We start from the raw sequence: 21,289 nt of genomic DNA, 5'->3' as shown, positions 1-21,289 counted from the left end.
CATTCAAGCAACGGCGACCAAGCCGGGTCCGAAGCATAGTTCGCCGTCGGAATCTGCTGCTCGTTGCGGCCGGTGAGATCGACCGAGACCAGCTTGGGTCCGCCGGCGGAGTCGCGGAAGAACATCAACACGCGGCCGTTCGGCGCCCAGGTCGGACCCTCCTGCTGGAAGCCGGAGGACAGGATGCGCTCGCTCGAGCCGTCGGTTTTCATGACGCCGATCTGGAACTCGCCGCCGCTCTGCTTGGTGAAGGCGATGAGGTCGCCGCGCGGCGACCAGACGGGCGTCGAATAGACGCCGTCGCCGAAGGAGATGCGGTGCGGATTTGAGCCGTCCGCGCCCATGACATAGATCTGCGAACGGCCGCTGCCGCCGCCGCGGTCGGAGGTGAAGACGATCTGCGAGCCGTCCGGCGAATAGGAGGGGGAAGTGTCGATCGCGGTCGAATCGGTGAGCCGCGTCGTCGAGCGGCTCCTCAGATCCATGGCGAAGATGTTGGAGTTGCCGTCGTCGCGCAGCAGGCTCATGATCACCTTCTGGCCGTCGGGCGAGAAGCGCGGCGCGAACGTCATGCCGGGGAAGTTGCCCACCAGTTCGCGCTGTCCGGTCTCGATCTGCAGCAGATAGACCTTCGGCTGCCCGCTTTCATAGGACATGTAGGTGATTTCCTGCCGGTTCGGCGAAAAACGCGGCGTCAGAACGATCGCGCGGCCGTCCGACAGGTAGCGTATGTTGGCGCCGTCCTGGTCCATGATGGCGAGCCGCTTCTTGCGGGCGTTCTTGGCGCCGGACTCGTCGACGAAGACGACGCGCGTGTCGAAATAGCCTTTTTCACCGGTGATCCGCTCATAGATGGCGTCGGCGATGATATGGGCGACGCGCCTGGTGTTGGCGTCGTTGGCGAAGAATTGCTCGCCCGCCATCTGCTGGCCCGCAAACGTATCCCACAACCGGTACTGGGCGCGGATGCGGCCGTCGGCTTCCTTGCCGACGCTGCCGGTGACCAGCGCCTGGGCGTTGATCACCTTCCAGTCGTCGAAGCGCGGCGTGGCGTCCGGACCGGAAATCTTCTCGATGAAGGCGCTCTTGTCGATCGGCGCGAACAGGCCGGAGCGCTTCAGGTCGGCGGTGACGATCTCGGTGATCTGCGCGCCCAGCGCATCATTCGACTGAAAATCCGTGATGGCGATCGGCAGCGGTTCGACATTGCCCTTGTTGACGTTGATCTCGACGAGAGCCCATGCCGGCGCGGCAGCGCCAACGATAGAACCCAGTGCAATTGTCGCGACCATCAGGAGCGGCTTGAGGGTGAATTTCATATCTTCTCGCTTCTCTTCGCTGATTGTGCGGAGGGCAGGCCTCAGAGGCCAAGCATTTCCCTCGGATCGAAAGTGACCTTGATCTGCGCCCAGATGTCCTGTTTTCCGGGAGGAACCTGCAGGCCGGCCATGTTGCATTTCTGGATAGCGCGCACCGCGCTTTCGTCGACCTGGCGGTTTCCGCTCGATTTCTCGACGACAGGCCGGCCGTCCAGCTTGCCGGAGGCGTCGAGATTGAACGAGATCACGGCAATGAGGTCGTCCGAGGCTTCCATGCCCGCCGGGAAGGTCCAGCAACCCGCAAGCTGATCGCGCAGGGCCCCTTCCTCCGACTTCGACAGCTTCTGGCCCTGGTCCTTTTCGCCACCGAGCGAGGCCTGCTGCGTCGAGCGCTTGGCGCCGCCGCCGGACGGCTTCTGCTTGTCCAGCAGGGCGGAAATCTCATCCGCATTGAACTGCTTGTCGTCCGACTTCGGCTTGGAAGATGCTTCCTTTACCGGCTTGTCGGCGTCCTTGCGGTCTGGCGCCTTGGCGCTTTCGGCCTGGGCCGGCTGCGGCTTCGGCCGCGCTTCCGGCGCAGGCGCGGAATCCGGAAGCTTGGCCTCGTCGGTGGGTTGCTCCTGGGTTATCGCCTCGGCGACGGCGTCCGGCTTCACCTCGTCCTTCGGGATAGCGGCGGTCGTGTCCTTCGGCGGCGTCGCTGTCGGCTGCTTGGCCGGCGTCGGCTTGGGCTCCGTCTGCTTGACCGGCTCGGGCTTGACCTCTGACTTCGGCGTCGGCGTCGGAGCGACTTCTGTAGCTGGGGTCGGCTTCGGCTTCTCCTGCGGCTTCGGCACGTCCTCGACCGCCGGCTTCTCGGTCGGCGTCGGCGCGGGCGGCGGCGCCGCCGTCTTCTCGACCGGCTTCGGCTTGGCTTCGTCCGTCACCGGCTTATCGGTATCGACGGTGTTCTCGCCGACCTTCTGTGCATTGGGCACGACGTCCGGCCGCTTGGTCGGCAGCGGCGCCGGTTTTTCATGCATCACCGACTTCTTGTCGCCCTGCAGCGTCTGCGGCACGGCTTCCATCGGCACGATGTCGACCGCCACCGACTCCACGTCGGCCGCCGGCATGGCAGGCGGCGACGACAGCGTGAACAGCCCGAAGGCCAGGGCCACCGTATGCAAGATCACCGATGAGGTGAGGCCGGTCCGCATTTGGCGTCTACTGATCCTGTTCCTGCAGCGAGACCAGGCCGATATTCTTATAGCCGGCCGCCGAAATGCGGGCCATCACCTTCATTGCCGTGCCGTAGTCGGTCGACTTGTCGCCGCGGATGAAGATGCGCTCGTCGTAACCGGTCTTCGAGATCGCCTGCAGCTTGGCTATCAGCTCCTCGATCGGGATCTCGGTCTCCTGCAGGAAAATCTTACCCGTCGAGTCGATCGAAACGGTGATCGGCTGCGTGTCGACATTCATCGCCTTGGCCTGCGTGTCCGGCAGGTCGATCGGAACCCCGACGGTGAGCAGCGGCGCCGCGACCATGAAGATGATCAACAGCACCAGCATCACGTCGACCATCGGCGTGACGTTGATTTCGGACATCAGGGCATGGTGACGGCCGCGCCGCCTATGGCCGCGTCCGCCTCGCCCCGAGCCACTTGCGCCTGCAGCAGACATCCCCATGATCGATCCTCAGCCCTTCTGCGCTACTTTTTCATCGATTTGGCGCGAGAGTATGGCGGAGAACTCGTCCGCGAAGCCTTCCATGCGCATGCCGATCTTGTTCGCGTCCGACGACAGCTTGTTGTAGGCGATGACCGCGGGAATGGCCGCGAGCAGGCCGATCGCGGTGGCGAGCAGCGCCTCAGCGATACCGGGCGCCACCACCGAAAGGCTGGTGTTCTTCGAGGCGGCGATCGCCTGGAACGACGTCATGATGCCGATGACGGTGCCGAACAACCCGATGAAGGGCGCGGCCGAGCCGGTGGTGGCGAGGAAGCCGAGCCGACCCTCCAGCTTCTCCATCTCGCGCGTCAGCGCCAGGTCCATCGCCTTGTCGATGCGGGTCTGCAGCGCCAGCGCCGATTTCGCGCCCTTTTCGAAACTCTTCTTCCATTCGCGCATGGCGGCGACGAAGATCGCGCCCATCCCCGTGGTCTTGCGATCGGCCAGTGTGCGGTAGAGATCCTCGAGCGACTGGCCCGACCAGAACACCTGCTCGAAGCGGTTGAGCGCCAGCCGCATGCGGCTATAGGCGACGAGCTTGTCGATGATGATCGCCCACGTCCAGATCGAGGCGCAGAGCAGGCCGATCATGACCAGCTTGACCACCCAGCCGGCCTGCATGAATAGGGCCCAGAGCGACAGATGCGCGCCCGGTTCGGCGAGTGCGATGTTTTCCATGACTTACGTCCTTAAGATTTTCCGGGCATCGCTGGCGGCTGGCCCATGGGCATTCCTTTGGTCCGATCGCGCGAAGCTAGAAGCTTGCGGGATAGCCCCGAATGCACCGTTTCGCGGCCTTTTCGAGGCAAATATTGGTGAAAGGAAGGCACACGGATTGCGCCAATCTTCGCCAATTCCTTCATGAACCGTTATGGTTAAGGATGGGTTAGGGCGTCAGGCGCGGCGCATTGCCGCGCATGATCGCAGCCAGACGGCGAGACGCGACGCAGGGCAAGGTGAGATTCAGGTCAGGCTGAATATCAGCTTGGCCGAGGCATGAAGGCCGCGATCCATTCCTTCGGGAAACGCTTTGGCCGGCCGCCTTGGCCGACGATCGCCGCTTCGACCTTGGCCTCGACCAGCACGTCGCCGCCGCGCTTCAATTGCTGGCCCATGTAGATGCGGGCGCCGGAAATATCGTCGGTGCGCGTGTCGATGGTGAGGATATCGTCCATGCGCGCCGGCGAACGGAAGTCGATCTCCATGCGCCGCACCACCCAGACGATGCGCTCGCCATGCTTGCCGTCCAGGAGTTCGGTGTGGTGGACGCCGGTCAGCCTCAGATAGTCGGAGCGCCCGCGTTCGAGGAATTCGAGATAGCGCGCATGATAGACGACGCCGGAGAAATCCGTGTCGGCATAGTAGACCCTCGCCATCAGCCGGTGTCCGAAATCCGTCAGCGCGCCGGAAAGCCCTGCGCCGAGCGCCGCCGATTCACCATGATCGTCCATCGCGCTTTCCTTTTCAGGCCCGAACAGGCACCTAAAGCCCTCGGGCTTTAGGCATTTTTCTGTGCGTGTCGTTGTCCCAAAAACCGCTGCACATTTTTGGGCGACACGCACTGTTTTCGCGCGGGAACGGGATGGCATTGTTGGGCACGATGATCAAGACCTTGATGGCAGCGCTGCTTGCGCTTGGCCCGTTGGCGTTGCCCGCCGCAGCGGCGATCTTCTCGATGAAGCGCGGCCTCAATCTCGACCAGTGGGTCACCTGGCCGGCCGAGGACAGATGGGGCGAGCGCGAGGCGATCCTGCCTTATCCGGAATGGCGCAAATTCCTCAAGGAGGACGACCTCAAGGCGCTCAAGGGCGCAGGCCTCGACTTCCTGCGCATGCCGGTCGATCCCTCGCCCTTTCTTTCGGACCGCACCACGGCCCTTCGCGACGACCTCTATGCCAGTGTGCTGGACTCCGCGCGCATGATCAACCGTGCCGGCCTGAAGGTGATCGTCGACCTGCATCTGATCCCCGCCGGGGGCAGCCGCAAGATCGGCATGAGCGAGGTGATGCACGACCCGGCCGTCTTCGATGCCTATGCCGAGCTCGTGCGCAAGATGGCGCGGACGCTGGCCAAGGAGGATCCGAAGCTTGTCGCGCTGGAACTGATGAACGAGCCGCTGGTCGATTGCGAGGCGAACGGCACCAAACTTTGGCCCGACCGCCAGAAGCAATTGTTCGCCGCCGCGCGCGCCTCCGCCACCAGGCTCACGCTGGTGCTGAGCGGCGGCTGCTATTCGAACGCGGAGTCGCTGGCCAGGATCGATCCCAAGGCGATCGCCGATGACAACATCATCTGGGCTTTCCACGCCTACGATCCCTTCCTTTTGACGCATCAGGGCGCAAGCTGGGCCGGCGACTTCATCCCCTATGTCACCGGCCTGTCCTACCCGTTGACGGCTGTACCGAAGGCGCAACTGAATATGACGCTCGACACGATCCGCGAGCGGATCAAGGCCGAGGCGCCTTGGGCGCGGCGGAGCGGCCTGCTCGCCTATCTCGACCAGCAGGTGGCGACGATGGATAGCCCTGAAAAGCTGCTTGGCGTGATGGATGCGCCGTTCGCGACGGTCGACGCCTGGGCGAAGGCCAACGGCGTCAAGCCGCAGGACATCACGCTGGGTGAATTCGGCATGATCCGCAAGGAATACGGCAACAGCTTCGTCATGCCGGCCGCATATCGCGCCGCCTATGTGCGCGACATGATCGCCCGCGCCGAGGCACATGGCTTTTCCTGGTCGGTGTGGAGCTATGGCGGCGCCTTCGGCGTGGTCGACGCCTTCGACGGCGAGAAGGCGGAGCCGGACGTGATGGACGTGATCAGGTCGCTGCGCTGAGGCAGGGCCGAGGCGACCCGCCTCAGCCCAGATCGATCTGCAGCATCTCCGGCCGCACCCCGAGACGCACCGGCAGAATGCTGAAGCCCAGCCCGCCCGACACGATCAGGTTGCGGTCATTCTCCACGACGTGGCCGTAGGCGAAGCGATTGCCATAGTCCGAAGGTACGACCGGCGAATAGCCGAACAGCCGCACCTGTCCGCCATGCGTGTGTCCGGACAGTGTCAGCGACACCCGCTCCGGCACCTTCGTGAAAATGTCGGGCTCGTGTGCAAGCAGGATGATCGGCTCGCTGCCCTGGATCTTGGCCAAGGTGCCCGGGAGATCGTCGAAGCCCTGGAAACTGTCACGGCCTTTGGCCTTGTTCGGCAGCAGCGCCAACTGATCGGCTAGCCCGGCGATCCAGAAACCATGCCCGTCCTTTTCCAGCCGCACGACGTCGTTTTCCAGCACCGGGATGCCGATATGCTCGAGCGCCTTGCGCGACTGGGTCGGGCCGGCTTCCGCTCGCTGGGCGAAGAAATCCGTCCACCAATCGTGATTGCCGAGGATCGACAGCACGCCGAGCGGCGCCTTCAGCCCCGACAAAGCCTCGGCCCACTCCTCCACCCGCACCCGGCCGGTCACCAGCTTTGTCCCAGCGGTATAGTCACCGAGCAGCACGATCAGATCTGGCTGCAACGCGTTGGCCTGCTCGGCAAGCGCTGTGATCCGTTCCGGCGTCATCCAGGGCCGGCAGGAGTGGATATCGGCCAGCGCCACGACGCGCAGCTTAAGCCCGGCCGGCCAGTGCGGCGGCGTCAATGTGTAGCGCTTCACATGGGTGAGCAGCATCGGCTCGATGCCGACCGCATAGGCGCTGAGCGACACCATGGCGAAGGCCGAGCCGCCGACAAGGCGCAGGAAAGCGCGTCTGGTGATCATAGGTCGCCCCAAGCCCTAGGATTGCGTCAGATAGCCTATCTTAAAGGATGCAATTGCGCCCTCAGTCGGGCCGAGCCGCGCAGATTCTGCGCAGATCGGCCATTGCGCCGCCGAAACGGCGAACAAATCTGCGTTACTCCTCCTGGAACAGGCTGATCTGCTGCTGGGCGATGTCCCTCGGCGGGTCGAGGCCGAGATGGCGCCAGGCGTTGGCGGTCAGCACGCGGCCGCGCGGCGTGCGCTGGATGAAGCCCTGCTGGATCAGATAAGGTTCGATGATGTCCTCGATCGCGTCGCGCGGCTCGGAGAGCCCGGCCGCGATCGTCTCGATGCCGACCGGACCGCCGCCGAAATTGCGCGCGATCATCGACAGATAGCGGCGGTCGAGCGCGTCGAGGCCGAGCGCATCGACCTCCAGCCTGGTCAGCGCCTCGTCGGCGATCCTCCTGTCGACATGACCGTCGCCGGCGACCGAAGCAAAATCGCGCACCCGGCGCAGCAGCCTGCCGGCGATGCGCGGCGTGCCGCGCGCGCGGCGCGCGATCTCCACCGCCCCATCGTCGCCGAGCGGCATCGACAGGATGCGGGCGCCGCGGCGCACGATCTGCTCCAGCTCCTCGACCGTGTAGAAATTGAGCCGGACCGGAATGCCGAAACGGTCGCGCAACGGATTGGTCAGCAGGCCGAGCCTCGTCGTTGCCGCGACCAGCGTGAAACGGGCAAGGTCGATCTTGACCGAGCGCGCCGCCGGCCCCTCGCCGATGATGAGATCGAGCTGGAAATCCTCCATTGCCGGATAGAGGATTTCCTCGACCGCCGGGTTGAGGCGATGGATCTCGTCGATGAAAAGGACGTCGCGCTCCTCGAGATTGGTCAGCAGCGCGGCGAGATCGCCGGCCTTGGCGATGACCGGACCCGAGGTCGAGCGGAAATTGACGCCGAGCTCGCGCGCCATGATCTGCGCCAGCGTCGTCTTGCCGAGCCCCGGCGGCCCGACGAACAGCACATGGTCGAGCGCCTCGCCGCGGCTCTTGGCGGCATCGACGAAGACCTTGAGATTGGCACGCACCGCCGCCTGGCCGACGAACTCGTCGAGCGACTGCGGCCGCAAGGTCTGGTCGGCATCCTCACCGCGCTTGTCGGGGGCAATGAGGCGGGGCGAAAGGGTCATGCCGCCTTCCTTGCATAGGACCGGTGGCGGGACAAGCGTCGCCTCACCGCGCCAATTCCTTCAGGCCGAAGCGGATGAGCTTGGACGCATCCGCGCCCTCGCCGGCCGATTTCAGCGCCGCCGCAACCGCATTCGCGGCGATGTCGCGCGAATAGCCGAGATTGACGAGCGCCGAGACCGCATCGGTGATCGGCGCGGCCGCGACCCCTTCGCCAAGCTCCTGCTTGAGGCCGATCGTGCCTGTGGCCGCGCCCGCATAGGCAGGCGCCTTGGTGCGCAGTTCGGTGACGATGCGCTCAGCCACCTTCTTGCCGACGCCGGGCGCGCGAGAGACCATGGCGATGTCGCGCAGCGCGATCGCGTTGGCGAGGTCGGCCGGCGCCAGCGTCGACAGGATGGCCAGCGCCACCTTGGCGCCGACGCCCTGCACATTGTTCATCAAGAGGCGAAACCACTCGCGCTCCAGCCCGGTCTGAAAGCCATAGAGCCGGATCATGTCCTCGCGCACATAGGTCTCGATGAACAGCACCACCGCCTCGCCGAGCGACGGCAGCGCGGCCAGCGTGCGCACCGAGCAATGGGCGACATAGCCGACGCCGTGCACATCGATGAGGCAGCTATCCTCGTCGATCTCGTCCAGCGTGCCCTTCAGCTTGCCGATCATGGATAAGCTCTCTTACGGGTGGGTGTCGGGCGCGATAAGCGCGACATCGGGAAAGTATTTTCTGAAACCTGTCGGATCGCGCGTAAGGATGGGATAGCCTCTGATGACGGCATGAGCGCCGATCAAAAAATCGGGCATGACCCTCTCGCGCGGCCCTCCTTGCCGACGATAGAGCAAAAATGCCCGCGACGCCGCGAAGGCAGCTTCGAATGGCAACCCCTCACGTCGGTATTCATCTTCGGACAACACATCGTCGACTTCTTCGATCGTCTCGTAGCGTATCGAGAACTCTGCATAGATGATCTGATTGATGACGAGGCTGCCGCGCTTGCGGGCAGCCTCTATTTTCGGCCGCGACCATTTCAGCCAGACAGGATCGCGGACCGCGACATCTATAAGCACATTGGTATCGACGAGCGTCGCCAAGATCAGCGATCCCTCGTCAGCGCCATGACGTCATCGGCATTCATCGTCTGATCGCCGCTCCCCTCCAGCCGATCAAGCGCTGCGAGAAAACTGGCAAGCCGTTCACGATCTGCCAGCCGTCCCTTGTCGTGCCGGGGCGTGATCGTGATCTTTCCGCCCTCAATGCCGAAAATGACTTCGCTGTTGGCGACAATGCCGAATGTCTCGCGCAGATCGCGAGGAATGGTCACTTGGCCCTTGCTGGTCACTCGCATTGAAATATCCTTTCTTACAAGTAAGGAATATTCCAACAGACGGAACAAGTCAAGAACAACACTACCCGGCCAGCGCGGCCATCCGGTAGGCGACGCTCTGGCGGTGATGCGCGTGGCAGATGGCGATGGCCAGAGCGTCGGCGGCGTCGTCGGTGTCGAAGACAGCCTTCGGCATCAGCACCTTCACCATCATGTGGATCTGCTTCTTCTCGCCGTGGCCGACGCCGATCACCGCCTTCTTGACGGCATTGGGCGCATATTCGGCGACCACCAGCCCGGCGCGCGCCGGCACCAGCATGGCGATGCCGCGCGCCTGGCCGAGCTTCAACGTCGCCGTCGCATCCTTGTTGACGAAGGTCTGCTCGACCGCCGCCTCATGCGGCATGGCCTGGTGCAGCACCTCGGCCAAGCCGTCATGCAGCTGGCAGAGTCTTGTCGCCAGCGACTCCTTCTCGTCGGACCGCACCGTGCCGGATGCGATGAAGCGCAGCGAATTGCCCACGCTGTCTATAATACCCCAGCCGGTGCGCCTCAGGCCCGGATCGATGCCGATGATGCGAATCGCTTCCCCCATGCGCCAAGTCTAGTCATGGCGGCAAGCGATGCCAGCAAAATGTGAACAAACCGGAAACAATTGCGATCTCAGCGATTCGCCGAAACGGTGAGACGCTCTAATTCGTCACGCGGCGGATGGTTTTCGACAGCCGCGTGAGAAATGCCGGCCTGGACGATGCGACCAGTTTCCACGCCAGGACTGCATTGCCCATGCGCCGCGGCAGGATGCCGATGCAAAGGAACCAGGCCGCCAGAGCAGCCCGCCGCCGCCAGGATGCGTTCATTTCCAGACTGGCGGCCGCGCCCGCTCTTGCCAGTCCCAGCCGCGAGTCGGTTGCAACCGGATGCTGGGGTTCGTCGACGCAGAGCGAAGCCAGCCGCTCTTCCAGATGCACCGGGTCGCGAAGGCCGGCATCCGGCGGCACGGTCAAGCCGATCTCGGCCGCCCGGCCGGACAAGGCTTCGAGACGCCGGAAATCATGCTGTACGCGCCAACGCGCCCGCTCGGCAAGCTTTTCGGCAAAGATCGAATGATTGGAGCCGTGGATGCGGTAGGCGCCAAGGCAGGTGTCGATGGATTTCACCTCTCCGTGCAGCGGCGCGAGCGTTGCGAGATAGCCGTCGGCGCCTTGCCGGAAATCGCTTTCAGGCATCGGCATTATCGTTTCCAGCGCTTCGCGGTCGAACGCCAGCCCGCTTGTCACCGTCGTACGGTACCGCCCCTTGCGCAACAATTCCGGCACGACGTCGCCTGAATCGAACGGCTGTTCCGGCGGTGGAAAGACATCCTTGATATGCTGGTCCTCATCAACGAGATGCAATCTGAATTGCGCTTGGGCGACATCCGCGTCCCACTCGTCCAACACCTCTGAGACGGCGTTCGGATAGAGATAGTCGTCGGCGTCGAGGAAAAGGACGATCTCTCCGGTGCTCGCCTCGAACCCGGTATTGAACGCAGCCGCATGTCCGCCATTCCTGCGCCTCAGGCACGGACGGATTTTGTCACCGTAGGATTCGATCACGGCCACCGACGCATCCGTCGATGCGTCGTCGACGACCACGACCTCGACATTTCGGTGGTCCTGCTGCAACGCGCTGTCGATGGCGCGTCCTAGAAACTGTTCGTAGTTGTAGTTGGGGATGATGATCGATACCGGGATGCGGTCCAATGGCGAATGCACGGGATCAAGCCTCGCAATCTGCTTTGGTCACAGTGACGGTGGTTTTCTTGCAGAACCGGCTCGGGTCGACCCGGCTGCGGCGAACGGCTCCAACTAGGGGCCTATCGCTTCAAGGCAAGTGTGATCTTTGTCGGGAAGGCCGGCACAGCCTTCAATACGGCGATGGCTGCCGCGGTTTCGACGAGCGGTCGGAATCGCAAGCGTTGAACTTGCAGCCAAAGCCACGGCTCGCCAAATTACGGCCCGATCAAGGATATGCCGCTACCGCTATCGTTCTTTGCAAACGCGGTTTCAGCCGCGCGCGAACGCCGTGTTCAAAAGACTGATCTGGTCGGACACCGGATTGGCACGTCGGCTGGGCGCATGCGTCTCGGTGATGACGCCGCCATAGATTTCCTCGTCCATGCGCCGCACCAGCGACTGCAGGCGCAGCGAGCGCGTCACGAGGTCCAGAAAATCCCCGGGCAGTTCGTTCCAGCCAAGCGCCTCGTCATGCGCGGACGCGGTGTCGAGACGCACCTTGGATTTCTCCGAAGCCACCTGGTCGCGCGTCATCTCGCCGGAATTCGCCGCCCGCTGCAAAAGCAGCCAGGAGGCGACCTGCATAAGCCTTGTGGTCAGCCGCATCGACTCGGCCGCATAGAGCGTCGCCGCCGTGCGCGACAATTTCTTGGCTTCGAGCCTGCCCTTGCCATCGAGATATTCGGCGGCCTGTTCGACCAGCCCCATGCCTTCCTGGTAAAGCGGCTTGAAGGATTGGGAGAAAACCCGGCGCTCCGCCAGTTTTATGGTCTTCGCGCTGCCCTTCGAAGGCTCGTTCATCGATACGCCCCTGCACTGCCGCAAGCCGATTCGGCATCCTCGCCGACGCGGCCCGCACCCTAAATGACTGAGGCTTGAAAATGCGCTTCGATGCCAATGAAGGCAAGCGCATGTTTAACAAACGGTTAACGCCCGGCCGGTTCCGGCCATCCGCAAGCGGACGGCATCAGCCAGCCGGCAGCGGATAAAAAAAGAGCCGCGGATAAGGCGGCTCTCAGGAGTTTAACAGGGAGGCGTCAAACAAAGTGGCTCCAACCACTCGGTAAGAATCCAGCAAAACTGGATGCGCTTAGTAAACGCCCGTAAAGCTTAATGAACCCTTAACGCGGCGGCGATTTTTTAAGCGAACGCGCTTTCCTGTGCCGGAACAGGACAGCGGATTCGCTGCCCGGGATCGTCCGAGCACCGGATTTCGGGCGCCGATCGTGGCGGCCGTAACATGTTTGCTGCTGCCGCGGCATCGTTCCGAAACACGCGCCACGCAAAAGGCCGCTCCATAAAAGCGGCGCGCAGATCCGCGCCGCTTGAATCAGGCAGGATATCCGGAGCAAATCATGGATTGGTATTCGATCGTCAAATTCCTTCACGTCGTCTCGGCCGTTTTGTGGGTCGGCGGCGGCTTCGTGCTGTTCCTGCTCGGCGTGCTCGCCGAGCGCGCCGGCAACATCGAGGACAAGCTGCTGGCTATACGCGCCAGCGGACAGCTCGGCGGCCGGTTCTTCGCGCCGATGTCGATGCTGACGCTGGTCTTTGGCCTCGTCATGTGCGGCTTGTGGGTCGGCTTTGCCGACCTGTGGATCGTCATCGGCCTCGTCGGCTATGCCACGACCTTCTCGATCGGCATGCTGATCTTCAAGCCGACCGGCGAGCGCATGGGCACCATGATTGCCGAGCAGGGCGTGACGCCGGCCGCCCTCGCCATCGGCCAGCGCATGATGAACTGGGCGCGCCTCGATTATGCGGTGATGCTGGTGATCATCGCCGACATGGTGCTGAAGCCCACTCTGCACGACGTCGGCATTCTTGCCGGCATGGCGATGGTGGTTGCGCTGGGCGCCGCCTTCGCCTTCGGCGGCAGCCGCCAGATGGTGCCGAGCGCTGCTTGACATTAAGGCGCCGGCCCGAAGGCGCGTTGAGATTCAGGTCAGGCCGAGTCGGAGTCGAAGACGGGCGCGAAGCGACCAAACTGGGTGGTTTCCGAGAACCGGCCTACGCCGGCCGTAGCCTTCATAGACGGACACATCTATGAGGGCTTCATCCGGCGAAGGCCGGAAGCGCAGGAAATCGCCATTTGCAGGCCGGCCTCACCTGAATATCGACGCGCCTCACATCAAACCGGCTATGCCGTCCCACAGCAGCTTGACGGCGACCACCGCGACGGTGGCGTAGGTGAACGGATAGAATATCTCCGGCCGCATGCGCCGCACCAGCCACGCGCCGGCGATGGTCGACAGCGGCGCCAGCGGCATCAGCACCGCCGAAGCGGTGAGATTGGTGGTGTCGAACTGGCCGAGCGCGAAATAGGGGATGAGCTTCAGCGCATTGGTGGCGGCAAAGAAGATTGCCGCCGTGCCCGACAGCACTTTCGGATCGAGCCGGATAGGCAGCGCATAGACCTGGAAGGGCGGGCCGCCGACATGGGCGACGAAGCTGGTGAAGCCGGCGACCGTGCCCCAAAAGGCGGCGGCAGTGCGGTTCGGTTCCGCCACATGATCGGCGCCGTGACGGAACTGCAGGTAGATCCAGCGCAGCACGAACACCAGCGCGACGGCGCCGACGATCAGCCGCACCATCTCCTCGGTGACCAAAGCCGCGGTCAGCCAGCCGAGCCCGATGCCGATGACGGCGCCGGGCATCATGTCGACCAGCATCCTGCGGTCGTAGACGCCCCACCAGGTCCACACTGAAACCACGTCCATCAGGCACAGGATCGGCAGCAGGATGGCGGCCGCTTGAACCGGCGGGATGGTCAGAGCCATCAATGGCACGCCGATGAAACCGACGGCACCGCCGAAGCCGCCTTTCGACAGGCCGACAAGGATCACCGCCGGAATGGCGGCAGCATAGAACCACGGGTCGCTGAGCAGGCCTGACATCGGCAAAGGAAGGTTGGAGAAGGCGGGAATTCAGCCATAGCGCAGAACGGCGCCGCCGGGATAGTCATTAATGCCAGCATCCGCTATTGCCGGCCCGATATCGACGGCCGGCCGCACGGCCAAGGGCCATCAGTCGGTTGGCTCGCTATCTCGAGGTATGAAAATGAACCCCATCAGCATTCGCCGCGCCCGCGAAGCGGACTTGCGGCGATCTACCGAGCCGAGATTTTTGAACCAATCATCTTTCCTAGGAAACCGTAGAACCAGTCAGCCTGAGCACGATCAGCCTCATACATAATGCGATCCTGTTCCTCGCGTGACTGAACACCCGGTTTGCCATAGAAGCCATCCAGCGCCGCCTGCATGCGCCGGAATCCCTCGATTGTCACTTCGGGATGAGCTTGGAATGCGAAGGTACTTTCTCCATAGCTGAAGGCTTGGTTGGGGTAGAGATCGCTTGACGCGAGATGTGTTGCGCCGGCTGGCATATCGAATGTGTGGAAATGAGCCTGCGCGACATACAGTGGGTTCGGGAGAGTGGCGCGGCCCGCTTCCGTGGGCCGCAACTCGTAGTATCCGAACTCTTGAACGCCGGAAGAAGGCGGTCCCACTCGGGCGCCAAGGGTATGGGCAATCTGTTGAGCGCCTAGGCAGAGGCCAAGCAATGGCACATCCTGCTTGATGCAGGCTTCAATCCAGTGTGCCTCCTCTTTGAGAAAAGGATATCTGATTGTCTCGTAAGCCTCGAACCTGCCACCGAAGATGATGCTGGCTGCAACATCACTTTCTGGCGCTCCTAATGCGTCTCCGTCAAACGGGTATCGATAATCGAGCTCAAATCCATGTCGAGTTCCAAAAATGGAAACCCGATCATCGCGCGGACCACGGTCGTGACAGACCAAGATCAATCGACGCTTCTCCGGTCCTGTGGCCATCCCGATATCCTGTGTGCTGGCACCAAGGCACATGTCTACGCGTCAGCAGGAGCGCAAATCAATTGCTGATCCGCCAACCGGGGCATTGATTGAAAGCTAAAGCTCCGGGGAGTTGACTCGATCGCCCCCAGGCGCGACGATGCTCGTTTGGGTCGGTCCCCGTCCGCCGCATAGCCGACTGTTCAAGCCGCTCCCTTTGCTCTATGCCGCAATGCAACCATCTTCGCCCGGCATAGGCGAAACCGGGATCGAAGGCCAATGAACGAAGCAACTCCTCCCAACCGCTGCCGCATCGTGCTGATCGCGCCGCCGCTCGTGCCGGCGGAGCAAATCTGCGCGGCGTTCGACGGTGGCGACGTCGCCTCGTTGATCCTGCCCGACAACGGCATGGACGATGCCTCCTTCCAGGCCTTCGCCGAAAGGATCGTGCCGATCGCTCAAGGCGCCGGTGTCGCCGTCATCATCGCCGGCGACAGCCGCATCGCCGGGCGCGTCCAGGCAGACGGCATCCATATCGAAGTGAAGCCCGCGGAACTCGCCGAGACGATCGAGCGCGTGGCCGGCAAGATGATGGTCGGCGCCGGCGGCGCCAAGACGCGCGACGAGGCGCTGGGGCTCGGCGAGGCGCGGCCCGACTATATGTTCTTCGGCCGTTTCGGCTATGACAACAAGCCGGAGCCGCACCACCGCAACCTCGCGCTGGGCGAATGGTGGGCGGAGATGATCTCGATCCCCTGCATCGTCATGGCCGGCTCCGAGCTCGCCTCCGTCGAGACGGTGGCCGCGACCGGTGCCGAGTTCGTGGCGCTGTCCAGCGCCGTCTTTGCCGACGGACGTGACCCGCGCGCCGCGATCGCCGCCGCCAACGCGTTGCTCGATGAAACCGCGCCGCGTTTCGAGGACTGACATGCGCCTGCGTGGCCTTTGCCTGACGGTTCTGGCCGGCTTGTTTGCGCAGGCCGCGATGGCGGCTGAGACCGTCCCGCTGCCGCAGCCGCGGCCGGAGACGAGCGCACCGGACAAGAGCGCACCCGACGCAACCAAGCCGGATGCAAGCACGCCGGATAGCGGCATGCCGGAGACTGGCACGCCGAATAAGGGCAAACTGGATACAGCCGCGCCGGACGCCGGCGCGCCGGATCCGAGCAGGTTCGGTACCGGCGCGCATATCGACAAGCCGATCCAAAACACCTTGCCGCAACCGGCGACCATGACGCCGCCATCGGCAGACGCCGTCAATCCCGACCGCTTCGGCGCCAAGCAGCCGGACGCCGCCTACGGCGCCTTCCAGCGCGGGCTTTACAAGACCGCCTACAATCTCGCCATGGAGCGCGCCAAGAACGGCGATCCGGCGGCTGAGACGCTCGTGGCCGAAATCCTGTCGCGCGGGCTGGGTGTGCCGCTCAATCCGGCCGAGGCCGCGAAATGGTATGCGCTGGCCGCCGAACAGGGCGTGCCGGAGGCTCAGTTCCAATATGCGCTGGCGCTGCTGGACGGCCGCTATGTGAAGAAGGACGAAAAGGCCGCTTTCGCGCTGATGCAGGCCGCGGCCGAGGCCGGCAACCGGCTTGCCCAGTTCAACTTCGCCCAGTTGCTCGTCCAGCAGGATCCCGGCGATGACGGCCTTGTGAAGGCCGCCGCCTATTACGAGCGCGCCGCCGCCACCGGACTTGCCGATGCGCAATATGCGCTGGCGCAGCTCTACGCCAATGGCGTCGGCGGCAAGCCGCATGACGACGCCCAGGCGCGTCTTCTCCTGGCGCAGGCCGCAAGACAGAACTACGACACCGCGCAGATCGACCTCGCCGCCTGGATGATCGAGGGGCGCGGCGGCGGGCGCGACCTGAAATCTGGCTTTGCCTGGATGAGACGGGCGGCGGAAGGCGGCAATGTCGCCGCCCAGAACCGTCTCGCCAAGCTCTATATGGGCGGCATCGGCACCGATCCGGACCTGATCCTTGCCGGCGCCTGGTACATCGTCGCCCGCCGCGCCGGGCTGATCGACCCGCAGATGGACGATTTCCTGCAGGGCCTCGACGACGATCAGACCAAGCAGGCGCTGCAGAAGGCAAATCGCCTGCCGTAGGAGCAAGCGCAGGCAAAGTGTGAGGCGGTCAGGTTCTGCGACTTCGCCGTAGCCTTCGGTCGGCAATTGCTCCAAAGGAGAAGACTTCGTCACTGCATGTGGTCGAGCACGACCTTGCCGAAAGGCGAGCCATGCTCGAGGTAGCGAAGCGCCGATGCGGCCTCATACCAGGGAAAGACCTTGTCGATAACCGGACGCAGGCCATTGACGGCAATCGCCCGGTTCATTGCCTCGAAGGACTGGCGTGACCCTACCGGAATGCCGCGCGCCGTGACCTGACGGCGGAAGATGTCGAGCGGATTGACCGATCCGTCGTTGCCACCGAGATAGCCGATGACGTTTATCTGGCCGCAGCGGGCCGCCGCATTGAGCGACTGCGCGAAACTGCGTGGACCGCCGACCTCGATGATGTGGTCCGCGCCGCGTCCGTCGGTCAGCCGCAGCACGGCTTCCGCCCATTCCGGATTGTCGCGATAATTCACGCCGTCATGCGCGCCGAGCTCTTTTGCCCGAGCAAGCTTTTCATCGCTGCTCGACGTGACGATCACGCGCGCCCCGGCGCTCTTCGCAAGCTGCACAGCGAACAGCGACACGCCGCCGGTGCCGAGAGTGAGCACCGTCTCGCCCGGCCTCAACTTGCCTTCGGTGAATAGCGCATGCCAGGCGGTCACGCCAGCGCAGGCCAGCGTTGCCGCTTCGATGTCGCTCAGATGGGCGGGCGCGAGCACCGCTGCCTGCTCATCGAGCAGCGCATACTCGCTGAGCATGCCGTCGATCGGCCCGCCACGCTGGTAAGACGCCTCGGCCATGGCGAAGCTGCCGGCTACCCAGCGTTGCCAGAACGTGCCGCAGACACGGTCGCCGACCTTGAACCGGCTGACCTCAGCGCCGACAGCCGCCACCTCGCCGACGCCGTCGGAAAGCAGCACCAGGGGCAGGGTGAATTTCGAGTGATAGCTGCCGCGGGCAATTTCGACATCGCGGTAATTGAGCGCGCTCGCCTTGACCTTGATGAGGATTTCCTGGCGCCCCGGCGCCGGCGTCGGCCGCCCAACGAGCTTTTCTATGCCGCCCGGGGCCTGCAATTCGATCGTGCGCATTTGCTTTCCTTCGACTGGAGTGTCGGCAGGAAAATCGCTTGCGCGACGGCGGAATTCAAATTCATAATAATCAGAATGATTATGCATTTGGAACATGAGCGATGATTGAGGAACTGCGCACCCTCGTCCTCTTCGCCGAGGAAGGTTCCATCCAGAAAGTCGCGCAGCGCCTGCCGCTGACGCAGCCGGCGGTGACCAGACAGCTGCAGCGGCTGGAGGACTTGCTCGGCACGACGCTGCTCGACCGCCGGCAAAAACCGCCGCGACTGACGTCGGCCGGATCCGAAGTGCTCTTGCGCGCCAGGGACATCCTTGCCTCGGTGGAGGCTCTGAAGTCTTTTGCAGCCGAGGCCGAACCGCGAGGCGTGCTGCGACTTGGCCTGGCGCATGGATTGTCCGACGCCAGCATGGCCAACGCCATCGCCAGCGTCGCCGCGGCGTTTCCAAACGTCTCGCTGCGTCTGCGGACCGCCTGGAGCGGAGAACTCAGCGATCAATTCGAGCGCGGCCAATTCGACATTGCGATCGTTCTGAGAGCCCCTGACTACGAGGGTCCGGGCAAGCTTGGCATCGAGCGTCTCAGCGTCATCGCCCGGGCCGGCGGCACGCAGCGCCATCTCGAAGCCGGGTCGCCGATGCCCTGGGTGCTCAGCCCCGAACCTTGCGACGCCCGTCAAAGGCTGCTGTCTGTGATGGGGAGCGACAAACGGCGCCGGCTGGTCGTCTCGGCGGAAATTCAGGATCCCGCGATGCAGATGGAATGGGTCCGTCGCGGACACGGCCTCGGCCTGATGCCGTCGCGGTTGGCGGTGCGCGGAATTCCCGACGGCCTTGCCCTTGTCGACGCCGGCGATTTCGATCTTTCCATGCGGGTCGTGGCGCTCCGCTCCCCACATCTCAACCGCCTGGAAAAGGTAGCGGACGCCATCGCTCAGGTCGTCGGCGAGGCGATCGCGGTCATTGGCTGATACTGGCTCGCCGGGCGCGGCCGTTGCCTGCCTCCCTTGCTACTATGGGCAATTTGTGGTCTTGGAGGCGCCAAAGCGCGAGCCGCGCCAGAAAAATCTCATTCCGGATCAGTTCATCATGGCCAAGATCAGTGGCAACGAAATCCGTCCCGGCTATGTCATCGAGCACGATGGCGGGCTTTGGGTGGCGGTCAAGACCAACACCGTCAAGCCAGGCAAGGGCGGCGCCTACAATCAGGTCGAGCTGAAGAACCTGATCAACGGCACCAAGCTCAACGAGCGCTTCCGTTCGGCCGAAACCGTTGAGCAGATCCGGCTCGACCTGAAGGATTTTTCGTTCCTCTATGAGCAGGGCGACGCGCTGGTCTTCATGGATACCGAAAGCTACGAGCAGCTCGAACTCGCGAAAGACTTCGTCGGCGAGCGCGCCGCCTTCCTGCAGGACGGCATGATGGTGACAGTGCAGCTTTACGAGGAGCGGCCGATCGGCATTTCGCTGCCCGACCAGGTGACGCTGGCCATCACCGAGGCCGACCCGGTGGTGCGGGGCCAGACGGCCGCCTCCTCCTACAAGCCGGCGGTGCTGGAGAACGGCGTCCGCGTGCTGGTGCCGCCCTTCATCTCGGCCGGCGAGCGCATCATCGTCGACACCAACGAAATCACCTACGTGCGCCGCGCGGATTAACGGCAAGAAAGCAGGAAGAAAAAATGGCGCGTTCCGCTCTCCTCAACGTCATGGTCCAGGCTGCGATGAAGGCCGGCCGCTCGTTGTCGCGCGACTTCGGCGAGGTGCAAAACCTGCAGGTCTCGATGAAAGGCCCGGGCGACTATGTCAGCCAGGCCGACCGCAAGGCCGAAGAGATCGTCTTCGCCGAGCTTTCCAAGGCGCGGCCGGGCTATGCCTTCCTGATGGAGGAGCGCGGCGCCGTCGAAGGCGACGACGCTCAGCACCGCTGGCTCGTCGACCCGCTCGACGGCACCACCAACTTCCTGCACGGCATCCCGCTCTTCTCGGTGTCGATCGCGCTCGAGCGCCAGGGCCAGATCGTCGCCGGCGTCGTCTACAATCCGGCGATGGACGAGCTCTACACGGCCGAGCGCGGCGGCGGCGCCTTCATGAACGACCGGCGGTTGCGTGTTGCCGGCCGCTCTAAGCTGACCGACGCGGTGATCGGCTGCGGCGTGCCGCATCTCGGCCGCGGCCAGCACGGCAATTTCCTGATCGAGCTGCGCAACGTCATGGCCGAAGTCTCCGGCGTCCGCCGCCTCGGCTCCGCCGCGCTCGACCTTGCCTATGTCGCGGCCGGACGCATGGACGGTTTCTGGGAGACCGGCCTGTCGTCCTGGGACATCGCCGCGGGCATTCTTCTGGTGCGCGAAGCCGGCGGCTTCGTCTCCGACATGGATGGCGGACAGGGCATGCTGGACAGCGGCGAGGTCGTCGCCGGCAACGAGCTCATCCAGCGCGCGCTGCTGAAAACCGTCAAGAAGCCATTGGCTGCTCGCTGACTAATGCATATCACCCAGAAGTGTGCAGCGGTTCTGGGACAACGACATGCATCAAAACAAAGACTTAAAGCGCGTCGCCTGAATCCGGTCCAGCGCGACGCGCTTTAAGGCGTTCTTTGCGTCGAAACGACGCGCTGCTTTGGTCGCAAAACCGCAACCGAAGCTTGAAATACTGGTCCGCGACTGCCCAGATTAGGCGTTGCAGGATCATTTATGAACGACACGCATCCAGATACAAAGCTTGAGATCCCCTTTGTCGGGCGCTGGCACTATTCGCGCGCCGAAATGATCGCCGACGGCATCGTTCACGCAGTGGGCATCGTGCTGGCGATCGCCGCCGGCTCGACTTTCCTGGCCCTGGCCGCCTTCCACTCCGGCCCCGGCGAATATGTCGCCGCGGTGTTCTACGTGGTGTCGCTGCTCACCGTGCTCTCGGTTTCGCTGGCCTATAATCTGTGGCCGGTTTCGTGGCCGGCGAAATGGATCCTGCGCCGCTTCGACCATGCCGCGATCTATCTCCTGATCGCCGCCACCTACACGCCCTTCCTCGCCCAGCTCGACAACTCGCCGCTGGCGCTGCCCATGATCGTCATCGTGTGGAGCGCGGCAGCGGCCGGCATCGCCATCAAGATGTTCCTGCCCGGCCGGTACGACCGGCTGGCGATCGTCTTCTATCTCGCCATCGGCTGGAGCGGCGTGGCGCTCGCCGGACCGCTGGTCGAGACGCTGCCGACGACC

At 63.7% G+C, this 21,289-nt stretch carries 24 protein-coding genes; 8 read left to right on the top strand and 16 right to left on the bottom strand.

Annotated features, from left to right (window positions below; translation table 11 throughout):
• The 5 genes from tolB to ybgC all read right to left on the bottom strand — a co-directional run.
• Positions 1-1,292: Tol-Pal system beta propeller repeat protein TolB (gene tolB, locus FJ980_RS22700; protein ID WP_246676515.1), on the bottom strand; the 1,292-nt coding region annotated here is incomplete at its 3' end.
• A 68-nt stretch (positions 1,293-1,360) separates the two neighbouring features.
• On the bottom strand, positions 1,361-2,515 hold the full coding sequence (locus tag FJ980_RS22695) for an energy transducer TonB (RefSeq protein WP_140545990.1): 1,155 nt from the start codon (positions 2,513-2,515) through the stop codon (positions 1,361-1,363).
• Between the two features lie 7 nt (positions 2,516-2,522).
• A complete protein-coding gene (gene tolR / locus FJ980_RS22690) occupies positions 2,523-2,978 on the bottom strand; it encodes a protein TolR (protein WP_140545989.1) in 456 nt (151 codons plus the stop codon).
• Between the two features lie 15 nt (positions 2,979-2,993).
• Entirely contained in the window at positions 2,994-3,704 is a 711-nt protein-coding gene (gene tolQ / locus FJ980_RS22685) for a protein TolQ (RefSeq protein WP_095767277.1), read from the bottom strand.
• Between the two features lie 302 nt (positions 3,705-4,006).
• On the bottom strand, positions 4,007-4,477 hold the full coding sequence (ybgC, locus tag FJ980_RS22680) for a tol-pal system-associated acyl-CoA thioesterase (RefSeq protein ID WP_140545988.1): 471 nt from the start codon (positions 4,475-4,477) through the stop codon (positions 4,007-4,009).
• 131 nt (positions 4,478-4,608) lie between these two features.
• Here ybgC and FJ980_RS22675 point away from each other — a divergent pair, with 131 nt between their 5' ends.
• Positions 4,609-5,859 (top strand): cellulase family glycosylhydrolase, encoded by a 1,251-nt coding sequence (locus FJ980_RS22675; protein WP_140545987.1) that lies wholly within the window; start codon positions 4,609-4,611, stop codon positions 5,857-5,859.
• A gap of 22 nt (positions 5,860-5,881) precedes the next feature.
• On the opposite strand, the gene FJ980_RS22670 is transcribed toward FJ980_RS22675, so the two are convergent.
• The 8 genes from FJ980_RS22670 to FJ980_RS22635 form a co-directional block, all read right to left on the bottom strand.
• Positions 5,882-6,784, bottom strand: a complete 903-nt coding sequence (locus FJ980_RS22670) for a metallophosphoesterase (protein WP_140545986.1) — start codon at positions 6,782-6,784, stop codon at positions 5,882-5,884.
• Between the two features lie 133 nt (positions 6,785-6,917).
• Positions 6,918-7,955 carry a Holliday junction branch migration DNA helicase RuvB gene (gene ruvB, locus FJ980_RS22665; protein ID WP_140545985.1) on the bottom strand — a complete coding sequence of 346 codons (1,038 nt, stop codon included), beginning with the start codon at positions 7,953-7,955 and terminating at the stop codon, positions 6,918-6,920.
• Positions 7,956-7,998: 43 nt separating this feature from the next.
• Entirely contained in the window at positions 7,999-8,619 is a 621-nt protein-coding gene (ruvA, locus tag FJ980_RS22660; RefSeq protein ID WP_140545984.1) for a Holliday junction branch migration protein RuvA, read from the bottom strand.
• A gap of 12 nt (positions 8,620-8,631) precedes the next feature.
• The gene (locus tag FJ980_RS22655; RefSeq protein ID WP_140545983.1) at positions 8,632-9,045 is read right to left on the bottom strand and encodes a type II toxin-antitoxin system VapC family toxin; all 414 of its coding nucleotides are present in this window, start codon (positions 9,043-9,045) and stop codon (positions 8,632-8,634) included.
• 2 nt (positions 9,046-9,047) lie between these two features.
• A complete protein-coding gene (locus tag FJ980_RS22650) occupies positions 9,048-9,299 on the bottom strand; it encodes an AbrB/MazE/SpoVT family DNA-binding domain-containing protein (protein ID WP_140545982.1) in 252 nt (83 codons plus the stop codon).
• A 61-nt stretch (positions 9,300-9,360) separates the two neighbouring features.
• Positions 9,361-9,873: a crossover junction endodeoxyribonuclease RuvC gene (gene ruvC, locus FJ980_RS22645; RefSeq protein ID WP_140545981.1), complete on the bottom strand. Its 513-nt coding sequence runs from the start codon at positions 9,871-9,873 to the stop codon at positions 9,361-9,363.
• Positions 9,874-9,970: 97 nt separating this feature from the next.
• The gene (locus FJ980_RS22640) at positions 9,971-11,035 is read right to left on the bottom strand and encodes a glycosyltransferase family 2 protein (protein WP_140545980.1); all 1,065 of its coding nucleotides are present in this window, start codon (positions 11,033-11,035) and stop codon (positions 9,971-9,973) included.
• 291 nt (positions 11,036-11,326) lie between these two features.
• Positions 11,327-11,857 (bottom strand): DUF1465 family protein, encoded by a 531-nt coding sequence (locus tag FJ980_RS22635; protein WP_140545979.1) that lies wholly within the window; start codon positions 11,855-11,857, stop codon positions 11,327-11,329.
• A 554-nt stretch (positions 11,858-12,411) separates the two neighbouring features.
• Here FJ980_RS22635 and FJ980_RS22630 point away from each other — a divergent pair.
• On the top strand, positions 12,412-12,963 hold the full coding sequence (locus FJ980_RS22630) for a DUF2269 family protein (RefSeq protein WP_140545978.1): 552 nt from the start codon (positions 12,412-12,414) through the stop codon (positions 12,961-12,963).
• Between the two features lie 219 nt (positions 12,964-13,182).
• On the opposite strand, the gene FJ980_RS22625 is transcribed toward FJ980_RS22630, so the two are convergent.
• Together FJ980_RS22625 and FJ980_RS22620 are read right to left on the bottom strand one after the other, a co-directional pair.
• Positions 13,183-13,953, bottom strand: a complete 771-nt coding sequence (locus FJ980_RS22625; protein ID WP_140545977.1) for a sulfite exporter TauE/SafE family protein — start codon at positions 13,951-13,953, stop codon at positions 13,183-13,185.
• A 212-nt stretch (positions 13,954-14,165) separates the two neighbouring features.
• Complete coding sequence (locus FJ980_RS22620; protein WP_140545976.1) at positions 14,166-14,888, bottom strand: glutamine amidotransferase; 723 nt, start codon at positions 14,886-14,888, stop codon at positions 14,166-14,168.
• Positions 14,889-15,146: 258 nt separating this feature from the next.
• Between FJ980_RS22620 and FJ980_RS22615 the strand changes: the two genes are divergently transcribed.
• Positions 15,147-15,794, top strand: a complete 648-nt coding sequence (locus tag FJ980_RS22615; protein WP_140545975.1) for a thiamine phosphate synthase — start codon at positions 15,147-15,149, stop codon at positions 15,792-15,794.
• Between the two features lies 1 nt (position 15,795).
• A complete protein-coding gene (locus FJ980_RS22610; RefSeq protein WP_246673502.1) occupies positions 15,796-16,974 on the top strand; it encodes a tetratricopeptide repeat protein in 1,179 nt (392 codons plus the stop codon).
• Positions 16,975-17,063: 89 nt separating this feature from the next.
• Here FJ980_RS22610 and FJ980_RS22605 read toward each other — a convergent pair whose 3' ends face one another.
• Positions 17,064-18,074, bottom strand: coding sequence for an NAD(P)-dependent alcohol dehydrogenase (locus FJ980_RS22605; RefSeq protein ID WP_140545974.1), 1,011 nt, complete (start codon positions 18,072-18,074; stop codon positions 17,064-17,066).
• A 101-nt stretch (positions 18,075-18,175) separates the two neighbouring features.
• Between FJ980_RS22605 and FJ980_RS22600 the strand changes: the two genes are divergently transcribed.
• The 4 genes from FJ980_RS22600 to FJ980_RS22585 all read left to right on the top strand — a co-directional run.
• Positions 18,176-19,042 (top strand): LysR family transcriptional regulator, encoded by an 867-nt coding sequence (locus FJ980_RS22600; RefSeq protein ID WP_140545973.1) that lies wholly within the window; start codon positions 18,176-18,178, stop codon positions 19,040-19,042.
• Positions 19,043-19,160: 118 nt separating this feature from the next.
• The gene (gene efp / locus FJ980_RS22595; RefSeq protein ID WP_140545972.1) at positions 19,161-19,727 is read left to right on the top strand and encodes an elongation factor P; all 567 of its coding nucleotides are present in this window, start codon (positions 19,161-19,163) and stop codon (positions 19,725-19,727) included.
• 23 nt (positions 19,728-19,750) lie between these two features.
• Positions 19,751-20,551, top strand: a complete 801-nt coding sequence (locus FJ980_RS22590; RefSeq protein WP_140545971.1) for an inositol monophosphatase family protein — start codon at positions 19,751-19,753, stop codon at positions 20,549-20,551.
• A gap of 213 nt (positions 20,552-20,764) precedes the next feature.
• Positions 20,765-21,289, top strand: a 525-nt coding sequence (locus tag FJ980_RS22585) for a hemolysin III family protein (protein WP_140545970.1), incomplete at its 3' end; no start/stop codon positions are given.

The sequence above is a fragment of the Mesorhizobium sp. B1-1-5 genome, assembly GCF_006443065.1.
In the GTDB taxonomy this organism is placed as follows: Bacteria; Pseudomonadota; Alphaproteobacteria; order Rhizobiales; family Rhizobiaceae; genus Mesorhizobium.
This window is presented reverse-complemented; position numbering and strand designations above follow the sequence as displayed.

Bases quoted from the DNA above. Each gene is read 5' to 3' on its own strand.
- FJ980_RS22695 (WP_140545990.1), bottom strand. From the start codon at position 2,515: ATGCGGACCGGCCTCACCTCATCGGTGATCTTGCATACGGTGGCCCTG.
- tolR (WP_140545989.1), bottom strand. From the start codon at position 2,978: ATGTCTGCTGCAGGCGCAAGTGGCTCGGGGCGAGGCGGACGCGGCCAT.
- tolQ (WP_095767277.1), bottom strand. From the start codon at position 3,704: ATGGAAAACATCGCACTCGCCGAACCGGGCGCGCATCTGTCGCTCTGG.
- ybgC (WP_140545988.1), bottom strand. From the start codon at position 4,477: ATGGACGATCATGGTGAATCGGCGGCGCTCGGCGCAGGGCTTTCCGGC.
- FJ980_RS22675 (WP_140545987.1), top strand. From the start codon at position 4,609: ATGGCATTGTTGGGCACGATGATCAAGACCTTGATGGCAGCGCTGCTT.
- FJ980_RS22670 (WP_140545986.1), bottom strand. From the start codon at position 6,784: ATGATCACCAGACGCGCTTTCCTGCGCCTTGTCGGCGGCTCGGCCTTC.
- ruvB (WP_140545985.1), bottom strand. From the start codon at position 7,955: ATGACCCTTTCGCCCCGCCTCATTGCCCCCGACAAGCGCGGTGAGGAT.
- ruvA (WP_140545984.1), bottom strand. From the start codon at position 8,619: ATGATCGGCAAGCTGAAGGGCACGCTGGACGAGATCGACGAGGATAGC.
- FJ980_RS22650 (WP_140545982.1), bottom strand. From the start codon at position 9,299: ATGCGAGTGACCAGCAAGGGCCAAGTGACCATTCCTCGCGATCTGCGC.
- ruvC (WP_140545981.1), bottom strand. From the start codon at position 9,873: ATGGGGGAAGCGATTCGCATCATCGGCATCGATCCGGGCCTGAGGCGC.
- FJ980_RS22635 (WP_140545979.1), bottom strand. From the start codon at position 11,857: ATGAACGAGCCTTCGAAGGGCAGCGCGAAGACCATAAAACTGGCGGAG.
- FJ980_RS22630 (WP_140545978.1), top strand. From the start codon at position 12,412: ATGGATTGGTATTCGATCGTCAAATTCCTTCACGTCGTCTCGGCCGTT.
- FJ980_RS22625 (WP_140545977.1), bottom strand. From the start codon at position 13,953: ATGTCAGGCCTGCTCAGCGACCCGTGGTTCTATGCTGCCGCCATTCCG.
- FJ980_RS22620 (WP_140545976.1), bottom strand. From the start codon at position 14,888: ATGGCCACAGGACCGGAGAAGCGTCGATTGATCTTGGTCTGTCACGAC.
- FJ980_RS22615 (WP_140545975.1), top strand. From the start codon at position 15,147: ATGAACGAAGCAACTCCTCCCAACCGCTGCCGCATCGTGCTGATCGCG.
- FJ980_RS22610 (WP_246673502.1), top strand. From the start codon at position 15,796: ATGCGCCTGCGTGGCCTTTGCCTGACGGTTCTGGCCGGCTTGTTTGCG.
- FJ980_RS22605 (WP_140545974.1), bottom strand. From the start codon at position 18,074: ATGCGCACGATCGAATTGCAGGCCCCGGGCGGCATAGAAAAGCTCGTT.
- FJ980_RS22600 (WP_140545973.1), top strand. From the start codon at position 18,176: ATGATTGAGGAACTGCGCACCCTCGTCCTCTTCGCCGAGGAAGGTTCC.
- efp (WP_140545972.1), top strand. From the start codon at position 19,161: ATGGCCAAGATCAGTGGCAACGAAATCCGTCCCGGCTATGTCATCGAG.
- FJ980_RS22590 (WP_140545971.1), top strand. From the start codon at position 19,751: ATGGCGCGTTCCGCTCTCCTCAACGTCATGGTCCAGGCTGCGATGAAG.